This window comes from Sphingomonas bacterium (assembly GCF_028292945.1).
Lineage (GTDB): Bacteria > Pseudomonadota > Alphaproteobacteria > Sphingomonadales > Sphingomonadaceae > Sphingomonas.
The window spans coordinates 1-16,689 of the sequence record NZ_JAQGLJ010000031.1 but is presented as its reverse complement, the minus strand read 5'-3'; the positions used below and the strand labels follow the sequence as shown (position 1 = coordinate 16,689).

At 69.3% G+C, this 16,689-nt stretch carries 17 protein-coding genes; 9 read left to right on the top strand and 8 right to left on the bottom strand.

Annotation, left to right across the window (positions count from 1 at the left end):
- From JWN21_RS04135 to JWN21_RS04125, 3 genes are all read right to left on the bottom strand, one after another.
- On the bottom strand, positions 1-1,074 hold a 1,074-nt coding region (locus tag JWN21_RS04135; RefSeq protein ID WP_299646526.1), incomplete at its 3' end, for an amidase family protein.
- On the bottom strand, positions 1,074-1,376 hold the full coding sequence (gene gatC / locus JWN21_RS04130; protein ID WP_299646524.1) for an Asp-tRNA(Asn)/Glu-tRNA(Gln) amidotransferase subunit GatC: 303 nt from the start codon (positions 1,374-1,376) through the stop codon (positions 1,074-1,076). The genes gatC and JWN21_RS04135, both read right to left, overlap by 1 nt.
- 37 nt (positions 1,377-1,413) lie before the next feature.
- A complete protein-coding gene (locus JWN21_RS04125) occupies positions 1,414-3,216 on the bottom strand; it encodes a DUF4153 domain-containing protein (RefSeq protein WP_299646522.1) in 1,803 nt (600 codons plus the stop codon).
- A 65-nt stretch (positions 3,217-3,281) separates the two neighbouring features.
- Between JWN21_RS04125 and JWN21_RS04120 the strand changes: the two genes are divergently transcribed.
- Both JWN21_RS04120 and ruvX read left to right on the top strand, forming a co-directional pair.
- A complete protein-coding gene (locus tag JWN21_RS04120) occupies positions 3,282-4,382 on the top strand; it encodes a DUF3089 domain-containing protein (RefSeq protein ID WP_299646520.1) in 1,101 nt (366 codons plus the stop codon).
- Complete coding sequence (gene ruvX / locus JWN21_RS04115; RefSeq protein ID WP_299646518.1) at positions 4,373-4,846, top strand: Holliday junction resolvase RuvX; 474 nt, start codon at positions 4,373-4,375, stop codon at positions 4,844-4,846. Before JWN21_RS04120 ends, ruvX begins: the two co-directional genes overlap by 10 nt.
- Here the strand turns inward: ruvX and JWN21_RS04110 are convergent.
- Complete coding sequence (locus tag JWN21_RS04110; RefSeq protein ID WP_299646516.1) at positions 4,833-5,261, bottom strand: hypothetical protein; 429 nt, start codon at positions 5,259-5,261, stop codon at positions 4,833-4,835. The two genes, ruvX and JWN21_RS04110, sit on opposite strands and share 14 nt — an antisense overlap.
- Before the next feature lie 102 nt (positions 5,262-5,363).
- Here JWN21_RS04110 and JWN21_RS04105 point away from each other — a divergent pair, with 102 nt between their 5' ends.
- Positions 5,364-6,335, top strand: a complete 972-nt coding sequence (locus JWN21_RS04105) for an aspartate carbamoyltransferase catalytic subunit (RefSeq protein WP_299646514.1) — start codon at positions 5,364-5,366, stop codon at positions 6,333-6,335.
- Positions 6,332-7,555 carry a dihydroorotase family protein gene (locus tag JWN21_RS04100; RefSeq protein WP_299646512.1) on the top strand — a complete coding sequence of 408 codons (1,224 nt, stop codon included), beginning with the start codon at positions 6,332-6,334 and terminating at the stop codon, positions 7,553-7,555. Before JWN21_RS04105 ends, JWN21_RS04100 begins: the two co-directional genes overlap by 4 nt.
- 142 nt (positions 7,556-7,697) lie before the next feature.
- Here JWN21_RS04100 and JWN21_RS04095 read toward each other — a convergent pair whose 3' ends face one another.
- Genes JWN21_RS04095 through JWN21_RS04085 form a run of 3 tightly spaced genes read right to left on the bottom strand, consistent with a single transcriptional unit; the run spans position 7,698 to position 10,311 of the window.
- Entirely contained in the window at positions 7,698-9,014 is a 1,317-nt protein-coding gene (locus JWN21_RS04095; protein WP_299646510.1) for an SPOR domain-containing protein, read from the bottom strand.
- Positions 9,011-9,592 carry a hypothetical protein gene (locus JWN21_RS04090; protein ID WP_299646508.1) on the bottom strand — a complete coding sequence of 194 codons (582 nt, stop codon included), beginning with the start codon at positions 9,590-9,592 and terminating at the stop codon, positions 9,011-9,013. Before JWN21_RS04090 ends, JWN21_RS04095 begins: the two co-directional genes overlap by 4 nt.
- Positions 9,592-10,311: a ParA family protein gene (locus JWN21_RS04085; RefSeq protein WP_299646506.1), complete on the bottom strand. Its 720-nt coding sequence runs from the start codon at positions 10,309-10,311 to the stop codon at positions 9,592-9,594. Before JWN21_RS04085 ends, JWN21_RS04090 begins: the two co-directional genes overlap by 1 nt.
- Before the next feature lie 181 nt (positions 10,312-10,492).
- Here JWN21_RS04085 and JWN21_RS04080 point away from each other — a divergent pair, with 181 nt between their 5' ends.
- The gene (locus tag JWN21_RS04080; RefSeq protein WP_299646504.1) at positions 10,493-11,554 is read left to right on the top strand and encodes an SPOR domain-containing protein; all 1,062 of its coding nucleotides are present in this window, start codon (positions 10,493-10,495) and stop codon (positions 11,552-11,554) included.
- Between the two features lie 24 nt (positions 11,555-11,578).
- On the opposite strand, the gene serB is transcribed toward JWN21_RS04080, so the two are convergent.
- Positions 11,579-12,448 (bottom strand): phosphoserine phosphatase SerB, encoded by an 870-nt coding sequence (serB, locus tag JWN21_RS04075; protein WP_299646502.1) that lies wholly within the window; start codon positions 12,446-12,448, stop codon positions 11,579-11,581.
- Between serB and miaA the strand changes: the two genes are divergently transcribed.
- The 4 genes from miaA to ilvC all read left to right on the top strand — a co-directional run.
- Positions 12,441-13,388 carry a tRNA (adenosine(37)-N6)-dimethylallyltransferase MiaA gene (gene miaA, locus JWN21_RS04070; RefSeq protein ID WP_299646500.1) on the top strand — a complete coding sequence of 316 codons (948 nt, stop codon included), beginning with the start codon at positions 12,441-12,443 and terminating at the stop codon, positions 13,386-13,388. The genes serB and miaA overlap by 8 nt on opposite strands.
- Positions 13,389-13,426: 38 nt before the next feature.
- Positions 13,427-15,172, top strand: a complete 1,746-nt coding sequence (gene ilvB, locus JWN21_RS04065) for a biosynthetic-type acetolactate synthase large subunit (RefSeq protein ID WP_299646498.1) — start codon at positions 13,427-13,429, stop codon at positions 15,170-15,172.
- Positions 15,173-15,298: 126 nt separating this feature from the next.
- A complete protein-coding gene (gene ilvN, locus JWN21_RS04060) occupies positions 15,299-15,814 on the top strand; it encodes an acetolactate synthase small subunit (protein ID WP_299646496.1) in 516 nt (171 codons plus the stop codon).
- A 129-nt stretch (positions 15,815-15,943) separates the two neighbouring features.
- A partial coding sequence (ilvC, locus tag JWN21_RS04055; protein WP_299646494.1) for a ketol-acid reductoisomerase occupies positions 15,944-16,689 on the top strand: 746 nt, incomplete at its 3' end.

The following is a 16,689-nucleotide window of genomic DNA, read 5'->3' as shown; positions in this document are numbered from 1 at the left end:
GCGGGTCGCTGCGTACATGTCCTGCAACCCCGCACCATCGGGCAGGTCGCGCAAACCATAGCGCACACCGTCATAGAGGGCGAGGTTGGACGAGGCCTCCGCCGGCGCGATGATGTAATAAGCGGGCAGCGCGTACTTCGTGTGCGGCAGCGAGACCTCCACGATCTCCGCCCCCGCATCCGTCAGCCACGCAATGCCCGAGCGCCATAACGCGTCGATCTCGACCGGCATGTCATCGACACGATATTCCCTGGGAACACCGACGCGCAAGCCACGCAGATCGCTGGACAAGCCCCGCTCCCACGCGGGCACGTCCAGTTGCAGCGAGGTCGCGTCCTTCGCGTCGAACCCGGCCATCGCCTCCAGCATGATCGCGCAATCGCGCACGTCGCGCGCCATCGGCCCCGCCTGATCGAGCGACGAGGCGAACGCGATCGTGCCCCAGCGCGAGCAGCGGCCATAGGTCGGCTTGATGCCGCTGATCCCGGTGAACGCCGCCGGCTGCCGGATCGAGCCGCCTGTGTCCGTCCCCGTCGCACCCGGACACAGCCGCGCGGCCACCGCCGCCGACGAGCCGCCCGACGACCCGCCAGGGGTCAGCGGCGCGTTGCCTCGAAGACCATTGGCGTCGGCGCGCTGCCACGGCGAGATCACGTTGCCGAACGCGCTGGTCTCGTTCGACGAGCCCATCGCGAACTGGTCCATGTTGAGCTTGCCCAGCATCCCCGCGCCCGCATCCCACAGGTTCTGCGAGACCGTGGATTCGTACGACGGCACGAAGCCCTCGAGGATGTGGCTGCCAGCGGTGGTCGGCACGCCCGTCGTGCAGAACAGATCCTTCATGCCGATCGGCACGCCGGCAAGGGGCTTTAGCGTTTCGCCCGCCGCGCGCGCGGCGTCGGCGGCATCGGCGGCCGCCAGCGCGTGTTCGGGAGTTTCCACAAGAAATGCGTTCAACGCCCTGGCGCGGCTCACTTTCGCGGCGAAGGCCTCCGCCACCGCGCGCGCCTTGAACGCGCCGTCGCGAACGCCGTCGCGGATCGCGGCGATCCCCAGATCGGTGAGGTCGGTCATCATTCGATCACCTTTGGCACGGTGAAGAACCCATGCTCGGCCTGCGGGGCGTTGGCCATCAGCTCAGGCCGGCGGCCGCCGCCGGTCAGCGGGTCGGCGTCGATCACATCGTCGCGCAGCCGCAGCGTGTTGGCGATGACGGCGGTCATCGGCTCGACGCCGCTCGTGCCGACCTCGCCGAGCTGCTCGATCCAGCCCAGGATGTTGTTGAGCTCGGGCGCGAGCCGCTCGGCATCGGCATCGCTTATCGCGATGCGCGCAAGGCTGGCGACCTTCTTCACGGTGGCGGTATCGACGGACATGCGGGAGCGGCTAGCCGCCCGCTCGCCCCCGCGCAACCTAGTCGAACACGCCGCCTACCGGTACGCCGCCGATCACCACCTGACGGCGCTCCACCGGCCGGACCTCGATGCGCCGACTACGCACGGCCGCGCGTTGCGTGACGCCCGCCGCGTCGTTGGTGTCGCCCAAGTCACCCAGATGCTCGATCCGCCATGCACCTTTGGCAATGCGCGACGTGCCGACTGAAGTGGTCATCCGCGCTTCCGCATCAACAGCGCCGTCATTCCGAACCAACCGTATGACGGTACAGCTGAGCCACGCAGGTTCCGCGTTGCCCCTTCTGCCCGGCCTGGGCGTGAGGCAGGACTGATCGAGCGAGAACGCCTCCGAGGCTCCGGTCTCGTAGAACAGCAGGCATCCGTTCGCGTTGATACGCTCGCAGGTATCATAGCCGGCGAGCGCCTGTGTCAGTGCCGGCGGCAGCGGCACGGAGCGAGGCAGGATCGTAAGGCGCGTCGCGAGCTTCTCCGCCGCCGTCGCGAGGCGGGTCTTCTCCGCGACGTCGTATCGGTTGGTCGATCGTCCTGCTTCCGTCGCCCGGGCGGCGATCCGCGAATCCGGCGAGCGCCCCAGCGCCGCCACCGCCGCCTTGCCCGAGGCGCCGAAGTCGAACTGCAGCGCCGCCCAGTCGAACCTGTCGGGCGATACGCGCCCGGCCTTCAACCGCGCGACCTGCGCGTTCGTGGCGATGGCGTTGAAGCTCACCAGCGGCGTCGCCAGCACCAGCGCGACCGCGGCGACCCCGAACGCCAGTCGCAGATTGCCCTGCCGCGCCAGCGGCGCCCAGGCGGCGCGGCCACGCACCAGCGCAACCAGGTAAGCAAGCCCATAGGCACAGCTGATCGCGACGAACACCAGCGCCCACAACCGCTCCGGGGTCGAGCCATATTGATCGAGCCGCAGCCCGGTCGCGACCGCCGCGAGCAGTGAAATCGGCAGCACACATGCCGCCAGCGCGGTCGCGGCCCAGCGCAGCGCCGGATTGCGCGACTCGTCATCCGGCCCGTCGCCGATCACGGCATTGGCGAGCAGCAACGCACCCGCCGCCGCCGACAGCAGCGTCGCGGTCGCCGCGCGCGTGTTCCACAGCACGGCGAGGCCGGTGAACGGCAAGGCGAGCAGGAACACGACGAGCCCGACCGCCAGCACCGGCGCGAGCACGCCCAGCACCGCCGTCGCGACGCTTTGCAACAGCCGCACCACGCGATCGCGCTCGCGCAGCAGACCCAATGCGCCACCAAGCGCCGCGCCGGCCAGCAGCGCCGCGAACCAGCCCTCGCCGAGCAGATCGCGCAGGAAACGCAGTCCGATCAGCTGGAACAGGGCCGAAAGCAGCCAGCCGAGCAGGAACACCACACCCGTGAACACCCACGCGGCCAGCCACAGCAGCGCGTTGGTCCAGGCATGGCCGTGAACGGCGGCGTAGGGAAATACCGCCTTGCCCTCGTCGCGCGCGACCTGGAACAGCGGCACCGCGATTCCCAGCGCGATGGCCAGACTGAGGTAGCGCCAGTCGCCGAACCAGAAGCCGCCACCCCCGCCGCTCCAGTGGTGCACCAGCCCTGCCGTCGCGCCTGCCAGTGCCGCGAAAGCCAGCGTCCAGGCGACCCGCACCCGCTCCAGCGCCAGCCCAACCGCCAGCGCTGCCGTTCCGATCGCCACCGCCAGCGACGACCGCCACGGCGCGATCGTCACGCCATAGTCGTGATCGGCCAGCTGTTGCACCAACAGCGCCGCCAGCGCTCCGACGAGCGCCAGAATGACGGGCCGAAGCCGCCAGCTCGAGTCCGTGTCGCTCATGAACGGCAGCAGAGCCTGCCCGCCCCGCGATTGCAAGCGTGCGCCCGATGCCCCACTTGCCGCGCGTGGCCCGCAAGTTCCTTTACGTCGTCGCCGCGCTGATCGCTCTCGTGATCGCCGGCGCCTTTGCCTATCGCCTGTTCGGCAACGAGCTGCTGCGGATGTGGCTCGTGCCGCGCGCGGCGTTCACGGCGCAACCCGGTCTGCAACGCTCCGCCTACGACTCGCCCGACATGTGGTTTGCGCGCCCCGGCGTGGCGGACGACCCCAGCCGCTGGCTGCCGCCCGGCGTCCAGCCGGCAGCAGCGGGGAAGGCCGCGGTCTTCTTCATCCACCCGACCTCGTACATCGGCGGCAATGCCTGGAACGCAGCCCTGACGGACGAGGAGACCAACTGGCGCGCGCGCGTCTTCCTGCGCGGACAGGCGAGCGCCTTCGCGCAGGCCGGCGAGGTCTGGGCGCCGCGCTATCGGCAGGCGACGTTCGGCGCGTTCCTGACCACCGCGCCCGACGCGCAGCGCGCGCTGGACCTCGCCTACCGCGACGTCGCGATGGCGTTCGACGCGTTCCTGGCCCAGGTCGGTTCGAACCGCCCGATCATCCTCGCCGGCCACAGCCAGGGCGCGCTGCACCTGGAGACGCTGCTGCGCGAACGCGTGGCGGGCAAGCCGATCGCGCGGCGCATCGCCGCCGCCTATGTCGTCGGCTGGCCGATCTCGGTCACGACCGATCTGCCGCGCCTGGGCCTGCCCGCCTGCCGCCAGGCCGATCAGGCCGGCTGCATCCTGTCCTGGGCGAGCTTTGCCGAACCCGCCGATCCGGGCATGATCGTCGACACATACGACGCGAGCGTCGGCTTCACCGGCGTCCCCCGCAAAGGCACGCCCATCCTGTGCACCAATCCGCTGACCGGCGGCGCCGCGCCTGCCGCGGCCGCGACGGCGAACCTGGGTACACTCAAGCCGTCCGCCGACCTGGCGACCGCGACAATGGTGGTCGGCGCCGTGCCCGCACGCTGCGCCGATCGCGGCTTTCTGCTGATCGGCGACCCGCCCGAGCTGGGCAACTACGTGCTGCCCGGCAACAACTTCCACGTCTACGATTACAGCCTGTTCTGGGCCAACATACGCGCCGACGCCGTGCGCCGACTGGCGGCATGGCGTTAGTAACCACCTCAGCCGCCGATTACCGCGCCGCACTACCCGTCGGCGGCCGGCTGCTTGGCCTTGATCTCGGCTCCAAGACGATCGGCACGGCGCTGTGCGACGCGGGCTGGCACTTCGCCTCGCCGGCTATCTTGATCCGGCGGACGAAGTTCACCGCCGACAAGGCCGCGCTGGCGAAGCTGATCGGCGAACAGCGCGTCGTCGGCCTGGTGATCGGCCTGCCGCTCCACCTCGACGGGTCGGAGAGCCCGCGCGCCCAATCCACCCGCGCCTTCGCCCGCCTTGTCACCGAATTCGGCCCGGTGCTGCTTTGGGACGAACGGCTTTCCACCGTCGCGGTCGAACGAGCGATGATCGCGCAGGACATGAGCCGCGCGAAGCGTGCGGAACGGATCGACAGCCTCGCCGCCGCGCACATCCTGCAGGCGGCGATCGATGCGTTGGCGGCGGTCAGCCCGCGCTAGGCAGGCGGTCGGTTTCCCCAGGCGCGGCCACCCAGCCGTCCACCGGCTCTTCGACTGGAGCGGACTCGTCAGCGGCCGGGTCCGACAGGTCGACCTCCCGCACACTCGCGCGATGGACGCGCGCCGGTGGCTCCTCGCGCCAGACTTCAGTCGTGCCCGTGTCGAAGAAGGCGCTCTCGTCGCGACCGACCTCCTGGCCCCAGATCGTGCCGGCTGGCGGTGATGCCGCGAAGGTCCGGTTCTCGGTCGCCCATGACGACGCCGGCTGAAGCACGGGCTCGATCGGGCGATAGGCTGGCTCACGCACCGCGGTGTAGAAGCCGTTGACGTTGCGCCCCGCGTCCAGCCCGGCCAGCGCGCCCGCGCTCAGCCCAACAACGGCGATGGCGGCTATCAGCAGGTGCTTACCCGGCATGATCGAACCCTACGCTCACTGGTTACGGTCGCTCAACGACTTTCCTGCGCGTCAGTTCCGCTGCTTGCCGCGACGCCCGACGCGCGCTACCCGGCTCGTCCGATGCCTACCGCTTCGGATCACCGCCCCGCCTGCATGATCAACGGCGGGGCCGTGTTCCCGCACCGCCACCTCACCGGGATCGAGGGCCTGCAGCCGCACGAGATCGGCTTCCTGCTCGACGAGGCTGAGGCGTGGATCGATCGCCGGCCCGACAAGCGGCTCGCCGGCCTGACGCAGATCAACGCCTTCTTCGAGAACTCGACGCGCACGCTGCTGTCGTTCGAGATCGCTGGCAAGCGGCTCGGTGCGGACGTCGTCAACATGCACGCCGCGCAAAGCTCGACCAAGAAGGGCGAGACGCTGATCGACACCGCGCAGACGCTGAACGCGATGCGCGCGGACGTGCTGGTGATCCGCCACGGCAGCTCCGGCGCGGTGCGGCTGATCGCGGACAAGGTCGATTGCGCGGTGTTGAACGCCGGCGACGGGCAGCACGAGCACCCGACCCAGGCGCTGCTCGACGCGCTCACGATCCGACGACGGCGTGGCACGATCGCCGGGGAGCGCGTGGTGATCTGCGGCGACCTGCTGCACAGCCGCGTCGCGCGATCCAATATCCTGGCGCTGACCGCGCTCGCCGCCGAGGTGCGGGTCTGCGCGCCGTCGACGCTGATGCCGGCGGCGATCGAGCGAATGGGCGTGACACCGTTCACCGACTTCGACGCGGCGCTGGTCGGGGCGGATGTGGTGATGATGCTGCGCGTCCAGCACGAGCGCATGACGGGCGGCTACATCCCCTCAGCCCGTGAGTTCCGCGCCGGCTATGGCATGACCCCGGAACGCCTGTCGCGGCTGCCCGATGCGCTGGTGATGCACCCCGGCCCGATGAACCGCGGGGTCGAAATCGACTCGAGTGTCGCCGACGGGCCGCAATCGGCGATCACCGAACAGGTGGCGATTGGGGTAGCGGTGCGCATGGCATGCCTCGACGTGCTCACGCGACGCGCACGCGGCGTGGAGGGCTGGGCATGACGCCGCCCCCAATGCTGATCACCAACGCGCAGCTGGTCTGCTCCGATGGCGTGCGGGTCGGCTCGCTGCTCGTGCGCGACGGTGCGATCGCGGCGCTGGGAACGGCCGATGCGCCCGGCGATGCGACGGTGCTCGACGCCGGCGGCAAGTGGCTCGCCCCCGCGATCATCGACCTGGGCGTGTTCGCGGTCGATCGCGCCGCCTGCCGCGCGGGCGGCATCGTCCGCGTCGCGCCGATGCCGGACCAGTCGCCGGTGCTCGACGACCCCGGCCCGGTCCAGCGGCTGGCGCTGATCGGCAAACCCGACCTGTGGATCCACCCGATTGCGGCGGCGACGCGCGGACTGTCCGGGCGTGAGCTGGCCGAGATGGCGACCTGCCGCGCCGCCGGAGCACGCGCGGTCGGCACGGGGGCCGGCTGGATCGCCGACGCCGGGGTAATGGCGCGCGTGCTCGCCTATGCCCGCGATCTCGACCTCGCCGTGATCGTCCATGTCGAGGACGCAGGGCTGGTCGGTTCGGCGGTCGCGACCTCGGGCGAGACGGCGACGCGGCTCGGGCTACCCGCCGCGTCGGCGATCGCGGAGGCGCTGGCGGTCGCCCGCGATTTGATGCTGGCGGAGGAGACGGGCGCGCGGGTCCACTTTCGCCAGGTCACCACGGCGGCGGCGTTCGACCTGATCCGCGCCGCGAAACGCCGTGGCGTGCGTGTCACCTGCGGCGTCACCCCTGCGCATCTGCTGCTGTCCGACATCGCGATCAGCGATTTCCGCACCTTCGCACGCCTGTCGCCACCGCTGCGTGGCGAAGCCGACCGGCAGGCGACGGTGGCGGCGGTGGCGGACGGGACGGTGGACGTGCTGTGCTCAGGCCATGCGCCGCGCGGGCCGGAGGCGAAGCGCCTCCCGTTCGCCGATGCGGAGGCGGGCATGGCGGGTGCGGCGACGCTGCTGCCGCTGACGCTGACGCTGGTCCGCGACGGGCATGTATCGATGGAGCGGCTGTTCCGGTTGCTCGCCGCCAATCCGGCGCGGGTGCTCAACCTGGACGTCGGCCTGCTCGCGCCCGGCCAGCCTGCCGACCTGCTGTTGTTCGACCCGCAGGCGCCGTGGCGGATCGACGCGGACGCCATGCCCGGCATCTGGGGCAACACGCCGTTTGACGGACTACCGGTACAAGGCAGGGCCCTGCGGGTATGGAAGGGCGGCCGCGAGGTTTGAATTAGATCCTCCCCGTTCACGGGGAGGTTGCGCGCGAGAAGCGCGTGACGGAGGAGGCTCTCAATCTAAGGCGACGCCCGTGGTCCGCCCCTTCCACCTCCACGTTTCGCGCGCCGGTCCCCCTCCCCGTTCGGGGAGGATTTTAGCGCATCGCCAGCTGGGTCCCCTTTGGCTTCAGCCAGCTGGCCATCTGGTCGCCGGCACCCGGCCGTATGAAACAAGCGCCGCCCAGCGTCCTGTACTGGCGGCAGGCGGCTGCTGCGCCGGCGTGGCTGAAGCCGCCCACGGATAGGCGGTAGAAGCTGGCCGACTGCGTCTTGAACGTCATGCCGCTGGGCGTGCTGCCCTTGAAGCGGTCGAAGCGGCGTTGCGCGCGACCCCAGGCATCCTTGGCGACGCCCGCGCTCTCGAACGCACCGAGCTGTACGTGCCAGTCGCCCGTTCCGGTCGCGACCTTTGCAAGACGTGGGGCAACCGGCTTGACTGCGTTGGCGGTCGGCGGCTTCGCGGCGACTTTGATCGGGCCAGTCGGGCTCGCGATCAGCGCGGCGGTAAGCACCTGCACGACTTCGCGACGCGGGCCGAACCGGACTGCCGGCGGCACGTCCTGGACGGCGGCGATCTGCATCGGTGCGGCGGCGGACACCTCGACGGGAACGGGCGGCGCGACCGGTGCCACCACGGCTGCCACGGCGACCGGCGCGTCGGACATGACAGGTGCGTTCAGCGCCAGGGCGGTCGGCTGGCCGCGATCGGCGACCGGTTGCACGCCCAGCAGGCTTGCGACCTGATCGGTCGCGCTGCGGGGCTGGGCGAACACCGCCCATTGCTCGAGCCGCGCATCGACATCGGCCGGCGACATGTCCGCCGTCGCGACAACGCGGGCGATCTGCCACTGACCGGCGAGCGCATAGGTCAGCGCGAGGTTCTGCCGAATCTTAGCCGTCGCGCCGGGCGAGCGCGCTACGGTCGTCAGCAGCGCCACCGCGCCCGCCGTATCGCCAGCCAGCGCCATGCCCAGGCCGCGATCGCTCGCTGGAATGGTATCGCTATGCTGCGTCAGCGTCGCGCGTGCCGCCTGCCAGTCGCCACCCGCAATCTGCGTCAGCGCCAGGTTGAGCGCCGCCTTGCCGTTGGACGGCTCTAGCTGCAGCACGTCCGCAAACGCTTGGCCAGCCGAGGCGAACCGCCCCGCCTTGAGATAACCCTGCCCCAGCAGCATGCGATAGTCCGCGACGCGCGGCGCAAACGCCACGGCCTGCTCGGCGGCGACGATGGCCGTGTCCGCTTCGCCCCTCGACAGCGCCTTGAACGCCTTGCCGGCGTGCTTGGCGGCCTCCCTGGCCTCCGCGCTGACGCGCTCGCGCCCAACTCCTCGGGGCGCGTCCGTCGCGGTCATTACCATGATGCCGCCATAGGCCAGGCCAATCAGGCCCAGCTTCGCCAGTTTCGGGTTCATGATGAGCGTTTTCCCTTGGAACGGGTGAGCTTTTGCGGGGGCAGCTGCCCGGCAAGGGCGGCCACTTCCGGCATGGTGTCGAGGAACCGGTCGAGCGCATGCGCGACCAGCTGTTGTGCGGATTGGTGAGCGAGCGCACTTGCCAGCCGAAGTTTCAGATGCCGCTCGGCATCCAGGCGCAGCGTGAACGCGGCCCGGCCCTTGTGCGCGGTCTCGCGACTCAGGCGCGTCGCCGTGGCGACGGATACGGACCGGACCGCCTGCGGGACGATAGCAAGCTCAGCGGCATCAACGGTCTCGACCGGCTCGACCGGCTCGACTGGCGTCGCGATGATCTGCGCCAGCGCTTCACGTTCCACCAGCACCGGCGGCTTCGCGATCGCGACCGGTGACTCGGGTGCATCGACCGGCTCGGGCTCGGGCTCAGACCCCATGTCGTTCCAGCCCAGATCGTCCAGCTGCTGCGCGGTGGGCGCAAGGCTCGCATAGCCCTGCGGTCGCATTGCCGGGCGTGCGCCGCCCTTGCGTGCGAGCAGGCCGCTCGACAGCGATGCCAGCGGCTTGGCGGAGCCGAACATCAGCCCACCACCCGCCGGCCGAAGCCGCCGGCAGCCGGCCGCTGACCAAACGCGGGCAAGCCTGACGCGGCCGGCACGGAGAACACCGTGCGGCGAAAATTCTTTTCGAGGCGATCGGAGATGTACGCCCACAGCGCCTTCACCTCGCCGGCGGACTTGCCGTTGGGATCGCATTCCATGACGGTGCGGCCGTCGATCATCGACGCGGCGAAATCGGTGCGCTGGTGCAGCGTCACCGGGGCGACGGTGCCGTGCTGCGACAGCGCGACGGCGGCTTCCGACGTGATGCGCGCCTTGGGGGTGGCGGCGTTGACGACGAAGATCAACGGCTTGCCCGCGCGGTCGCACAGATCCACGGTGGCACCCACGGCGCGCAGGTCATGCGGCGAAGGCCTGGTCGGGACGACGATCAACTCGGCGACCTGAATCACGCTCTGGATCGCCATGGTGATGGCGGGCGGCGTGTCGATCATCGCCAGCTTAAAGCCCTGTTGCCGCAAGGACTCCAGATCGGCGGCGAGCCGCGCGACCGTGGTCTGCGCGAACGCAGGCTGATCCGCCTCGCGCTCGTTCCACCAGTCGGCGAGCGAGCCTTGCGGGTCGATATCGATCAGCACCACCGGACCTTGTCCCGCCAGATGTGCTTGCACCGCCAGATGGCCGGACAAGGTCGTCTTGCCCGAGCCCCCCTTCTGCGATGCCATGGCCAAAACGCGCATGTGTCCCCGGAACTCCCCTTGTCGAGGATCAGGTGCCATGAGGGGGGCTAAGAACTAGTTAATGACCAGCGGCAGTTTCTGCCCAACCCTCTCCCGTTGGCGGAGAGGGTTATCCCCTCCCTTGCCTTCACCCCCTGTTCCGCCCCATGATCCCGCCAACGGTGTTAAGGGGACACGAACTATGCGCATCGCACTTTTCGCAGCGGCGGCGATCTTTGCAGCGGCACCCGCTCTGGCTGACGTCAAGGCTGGGGTCGACGCGTGGACCCGGGGCGACTACCGCAAAGCGGTGGAGGAGTGGCGCGGTCCGGCGATCGGCGGCGATGCGGATGCACAATTCAACCTTGGACAAGCGTACAAGCTCGGCCGCGGCGTGCCGGTCGATCCGGCGCTGGCGGAAAGCTGGTTCCGCAAGGCTGCTTTGCAGGGCCATGCTCAGGCCGAGGACAATTACGGGCTGGCCGTGTTCCAATACGGTCGCAAACAGGAGGCCGTGACGTGGCTGGAGAAGTCGGCGGCGCGCGACGAGCCGCGCACTCAGCTGGTGCTGGGCACGATGCTGTTCAACGGCGACGGTGTCATGCGTGACTATCCGCGCGCTTATGCGCTGATGACGCGCGCCGCGGCGTCGCGTCCTGCACGCGATGGACAGCCGGGCAGCGACGGGCTGACATCTGCGCGTGAGACGCTGCAACAGATGGACAGCTTCATCTCGCCGAGCGACCGCCAGCGGGGAACCGTCCTGGCGCAACAGATGGCGGCGGCGGGTGCGGCGCTGCCAGCGGTGTCGCCCGGCGATGGCCCGATGCGCGCGACCCAGCCGATCCGAACGGCCGCCGTGCCGCCGTCGCGGGTGACGGCGGTGACGCCCAAGTCCACCAAGCCCACGCCTGGGAAGCCGGTCCCAACTCGGCCCGTGGCGAAAGCGTCGCCAACATCGACCCCGGTTGTCACCAAGCCCATGACTCCTGCGCCAAAGCCGACGCCCGTCGCCACCAGGCCAGCACCGGCCCGCGCAGCGACGAATGGCGGGGGGTGGAAGGTACAGCTCGGCGCGTTCCGGTCACGCGCCAATGCGCAGACGCAGTGGACCCGGGTTCAGGCCAAGCTTGGCCGTGCCGCGCCTGCTTATGTAGCGGCGGGTGCGGTCACGCGACTGCAGGCAACGGGCTTTGCCAGCAAGGCTGCGGCACAGGCCGCGTGCCGCGCCAGCGGTGTCGCCTGCGTGGTGGTCGCGCCTTAGCCCTCTCCCGCCTGCGGGAGAGGGCTAGGCCCACTCCCGCCGCGCGATCCCTTGGGCCCATAACAGCGTCGTCAGATCGCCATACTCCACCCGTGCCGCGGCCGACGCCGCGACGACCGGCTTGGCGCGGAACGCCACCCCCAGCCCCGCCGCCCGGATCATCGGCAGGTCGTTGGCGCCGTCGCCCACCGCCAGTGTCGCGTCGATCGCGATCCCCATTGCCCCCGCCTCTGCCGCCAACGTCTCCAGCTTGGTCGCCGCGCCGACGATCGGTCGCTCCACCGCGCCCGTGAGCCTGCCGTCGGCGATCACCAGCCGGTTGGCGATCGCGCGATCGAACCCGATCTCTCGCGCCACCGGCTCGGCGAAGCGGGTGAACCCACCCGACACCAGCACGCACCGGGCACCCCGCGCGCGCATGGTGCGCACCAGCGTCCGTGCCCCAGGCATGATCGTCACCCGCTCGGCGAGGCACTGCTCGATCACCGCCTCGTCCAGCCCCGCCAGCAGCGCCACGCGAGCATCGAGCGCCGCCTCGAAGTCGAGCTCGCCCCGCATTGCACGTTCCGTGATCGCGGCGATCTCCGGCTTGATGCCGGCATAATCAGCCAGCTCGTCGATGCACTCGACCGTGATCATCGTTGAATCCATGTCGGCGATCAGCAGCCGCTTCGCGCGACCCTCCAGCGGTTGCACCACCACGTCGCGCTCGCCGCCTTCCAGCGCGCTGCGCGCCGCCGCCGGATCGAGCGCGAACACCAGATCGGCGGCCGATCCCTCGTCCAACCACCCCCATGTTGCCGGCGCACACCCGGCTGCCGCGAGGCGGTCGGATGCCGCGGAAAGATCGCCCGCGCGAAGGCGATCGGCTGCTATCAGCGTTGCCGTGAACACATCGACCCTTCCGCCCCTGATTGTAATCGCCGGACCCACTGCCAGCGGCAAGTCCGCCTTGGCGACGGTGCTTGCGGAGCGCAACGACGGAGTCGTCATCAACGCAGACAGCGCGCAGGTCTATCGCGATCTGCGCGTCGTCACGGCCCGGCCTTCAACGGACGATGAAGCGCGCGTGCCGCACCGCCTGTTCGGCCACGTCGACGCCGCCGACATCGGCTACAATGCCGCGCGGTGGGCGGGCGAAGCTCGCGCGGTGGTCGCCGATGTGCATGATGCCGGCAAGCTGCCGATCCTGGTCGGCGGCACCGGTCTGTACCTGCGTACCCTGATCGACGGCATCGCCCCCGTGCCGCCTATCGACCACGCCATCCGCGCCGCCGTGCGCGCGCTGCCGGTCGGGGAAGCGCACGCGGCGCTGACCGCGCTCGACCCGATGGCGGCCGAGCGGCTCCACCCCAACGACACCACCCGTGTCCACCGCGCGCTGGAGGTCATCCGCTCGACCGGCGTTCCGATCGCTGCGTGGCGCGAACGCGGTGAGGGCGGCATCGGCGACGCCATACGGCTGATCGCCACCGTCCTGCTGCCGCCGCGCGCGTGGCTGGAGGAGCGTATTCGACGACGCGCGGCGGCGATCGTCGCGAGCGGCCGGGACGAGATCGCCGGCCTGCTGGCGCGAAACCTTCCCTCGGATGCCCCGATCGTACGCGCGATCGGCGTGCCGGAACTGACCCGTCTTGTGCGTGGTGAGGCCGACGAGGCCACAACGAGGGACGCGCTGGCGCTTGCCACACGGCGCTACGCCAAGCGTCAATATACGTGGTTCGGCCGTCAGCCACCGTCTCACTGGACCCGAACGGAGCAGACCGACGAAACAAAGTTGCTCGAACTTTTTGGAATAATGTTGCGCGAGACGCCAGTTGACGCGCAAGGTTAGTGCCGCTAACTCGCCGCACTGCAACAAGGAATGCGTGTGTGACCGAACGATCAGGAGCCGACATTCTCGTCCAGGCGCTCGTAGATCTGAACGTCGAGGTCGTGTTCGGCTATCCGGGCGGCGCGGTGCTGCCGATCTACGATGCGCTGTTCGAGCACAGCCGGATCAAGCACATTCTCGTCCGTCACGAGCAGGCGGCGACGCATGCGGCGGAGGGCTACGCGCGCTCCACCGGCAAGCCCGGCGTGGTGCTCGTCACCTCCGGTCCGGGCGCCACCAACGCGGTCACGGGCATCACCGACGCGCTGATGGACTCGATTCCCATGGTCGTCATCACCGGCCAGGTCCCCACCGGGCTGATCGGCACCGACGCGTTCCAGGAAGCGGACACGGTCGGCATCACCCGCCACTGCTCCAAGCACAATTATCTCGTGAAGGATCCCGCCAAGCTCGGCGACATCGTCCACGAGGCGTTCCACATCGCGACGTCGGGCCGCCCCGGCCCGGTGGTGGTCGACATCCCCAAGGATGTGCAGGTCGCGACCGCGCGCTACAGCAAGCCCGGGCCGATCCAGCACAAGACATATCGCCCCGCGCTCAAGGCCGACCGCACGCAGATCGAGGCGGCGGTAGACATGCTCGCCGCCGCCGAGCGCCCGATCCTGTATACCGGCGGTGGGATCATCAATTCCGGCCCGGCGGCGTCGCAGCTTCTGCACGAGTTGCAGCGGATCAGTGGCGCGCCCGTCACCTCGACCCTGATGGGGCTCGGCTGCTTCCCGGCCAGCCACCCCGCGTTCCTGGGCATGCTCGGCATGCACGGGACGTTCGAGGCCAACATGGCGATGAACCAGGCGGACCTGATCGTCGCGATCGGCAGTCGCTTCGATGACCGCGTGACGGGGCGGCTGGATGCATTCAGCCCGCACTCGCGGAAGGTCCATATCGACATCGACCGGTCGAGCGTGAACAAGAACGTCCGCGTCGACCTCGCGATCATCGCCGATGCGGGCCACGCGATGGAGGATATGGTCCGTGTCTGGAAGGCACGTCAGCATCCCAAGCCCGACCTCGCCGAGTGGTGGGCGCGCATCGCCGGCTGGCGCGCGAAGGACAGCCTCGGCTTTGCGGAAGACGGGCCGGAGATCATGCCGCAACGCGCCGTCCGCGCGCTGCACGCGGCGACGGCGCACCGCCAGCCGATCATCACGACAGAGGTCGGCCAGCATCAGATGTGGGCCGCACAGCATTTCGGGTTCGAGCTGCCGAACAAATGGCTGACCAGCGGCGGCTTGGGCACGATGGGCTATGGCCTCCCCGCCGCGATCGGCGCGCAGCTGGGGAACCCCCAGGCCCTCGTCATCGACATCGCGGGCGAGGCGTCGATCCAGATGAACATTCAGGAGCTGGCGACCGCGAGCCAGTATCGCCTGCCGGTCAAGGTCTTCATCCTCAACAACGAATATATGGGCATGGTTCGCCAGTGGCAGGAGCTGACCTATTCCTCGCGCTATTCGGAAAGCTACAGCGACAGCCTGCCCGATTTCGTCAAGCTGGCCGAAGCCTATGGCTGGAAGGGCATCCGCATCTCCGCCCGCGACGAGCTCGACGACGGCATCGCCGCAATGCTCGACCATGACGGCCCGGTGATGGTCGACTGCCGCGTCGCCAAGCTTGCGAACTGCTTCCCGATGATTCCGTCGGGCGCGGCGCATACCGACATGATCCTCCACGTCAGCGAAGTCGAAGGCGACATGGACGACGAGGCGAAGGCGCTTGTCTAAGCTCCCCTCCCCCTCGTTCGAGCTCCCCTCCCGCTTGCGAGAGGGGTTGGGGGAGGGCCTGTCCGGCTTCCCACCTCATTCGACATTTCCACCCCTGGCCCCTCCCGCGAGCGGGAGGGGGATTTAATGCGGATCACGGAAGAGAAAGCCGAACGCCACACGCTCGCCGTGCTGGTCGACAACGAGCCCGGCATCCTCGCGCGCATCGCGGGGCTGTTCACCGCGCGCGGCTACAACATCGAGAGCTTGACGGTCAGCGACGTCACCGCGGACAAGGCGGTCAGCCGCATCACCATCGTCACCTCGGCAAGTGCCGCGACGATGGAGCAGATCCTGGCGCAGCTCGATCGGCTGATCCCGGTGCATTCCGTCACCGACCTGACCGCGCTCGGCCCGCACGTCGAACGCGAGCTGGCGCTGGTCAAGGTCGCAGGCACGGGCGACAGACGGATTGAGGCGATGCGGCTGGCCGAGGTCTACCGGGCGCGCGTCGTCGACGCGACGATCGCCTCGTTCGTCTTCGAGGTGACGGGAGGGCGCGACAAGATCGACAAGTTCGTCGAGTTAATGGGCGAAGTCGGCCTCGTCGAAGTCGCCCGCACCGGCATCGTGGCAATCGCGCGGGGTAAGGACGCCGCCTAACATCCATTTACATCGTCACCCTGAACTTGTTTCAGGGGCCATGCGATCCGCTCGCCACGAGCACGACGATGCCGTCGCGCATGGATGCTGAAACAAGTTCAGCACGACGGGAGAACAAGGGGAACCAAGATGCGAGTTTACTACGACGCCGACGCCGACCTGAACCTGCTGACCGGCAAGAAGATCGCCATCGTCGGCTATGGCTCGCAGGGCCACGCCCATGCGCAGAACCTGCGTGACAGCGGCATCAATGAAGTCGCGGTCGCGCTGCGCAACGGATCGGCGACTGCCAAAAAGGCGACCGACGCGGGCTTCAACGTCATGTCCAACGCCGACGCCGCGCGCTGGGCGGACCTGGTCATGATCCTCGCGCCCGACGAGCACCAGGCGGCGATCTATGCCGACGACCTGCACGCCAACCTCAAGCCCGGCGCGGCGCTCGCCTTCGCGCACGGGCTCAACATCCACTTCGGCCTGATCGAGCCGCGCGACGACCTCGACGTCATCATGGTCGCGCCCAAGGGGCCGGGCCACACCGTCCGCTCCGAATACGCCCGCGGCGGCGGCGTGCCGTGCCTGGTGGCGGTGCATCAGGACGCCAGCGGCAACGCGCACGACCTGGCGCTCGCTTATGCCAGCGGCGTCGGCGGCGGCCGTTCCGGCATCATCGAGACCAACTTCCGCGAGGAGTGCGAGACCGACCTGTTCGGCGAGCAGGCGGTGCTGTGCGGCGGCCTGACCCACCTCATCCAGGCCGGGTTCGAGACGCTGACCGAAGCCGGCTACGCCCCGGAAATGGCCTATTTCGAGTGCCTGCACGAGGTGAAGCTGATCGTCGACCTGATGTACGAAGGCGGCATCGCCAACATGCGCTA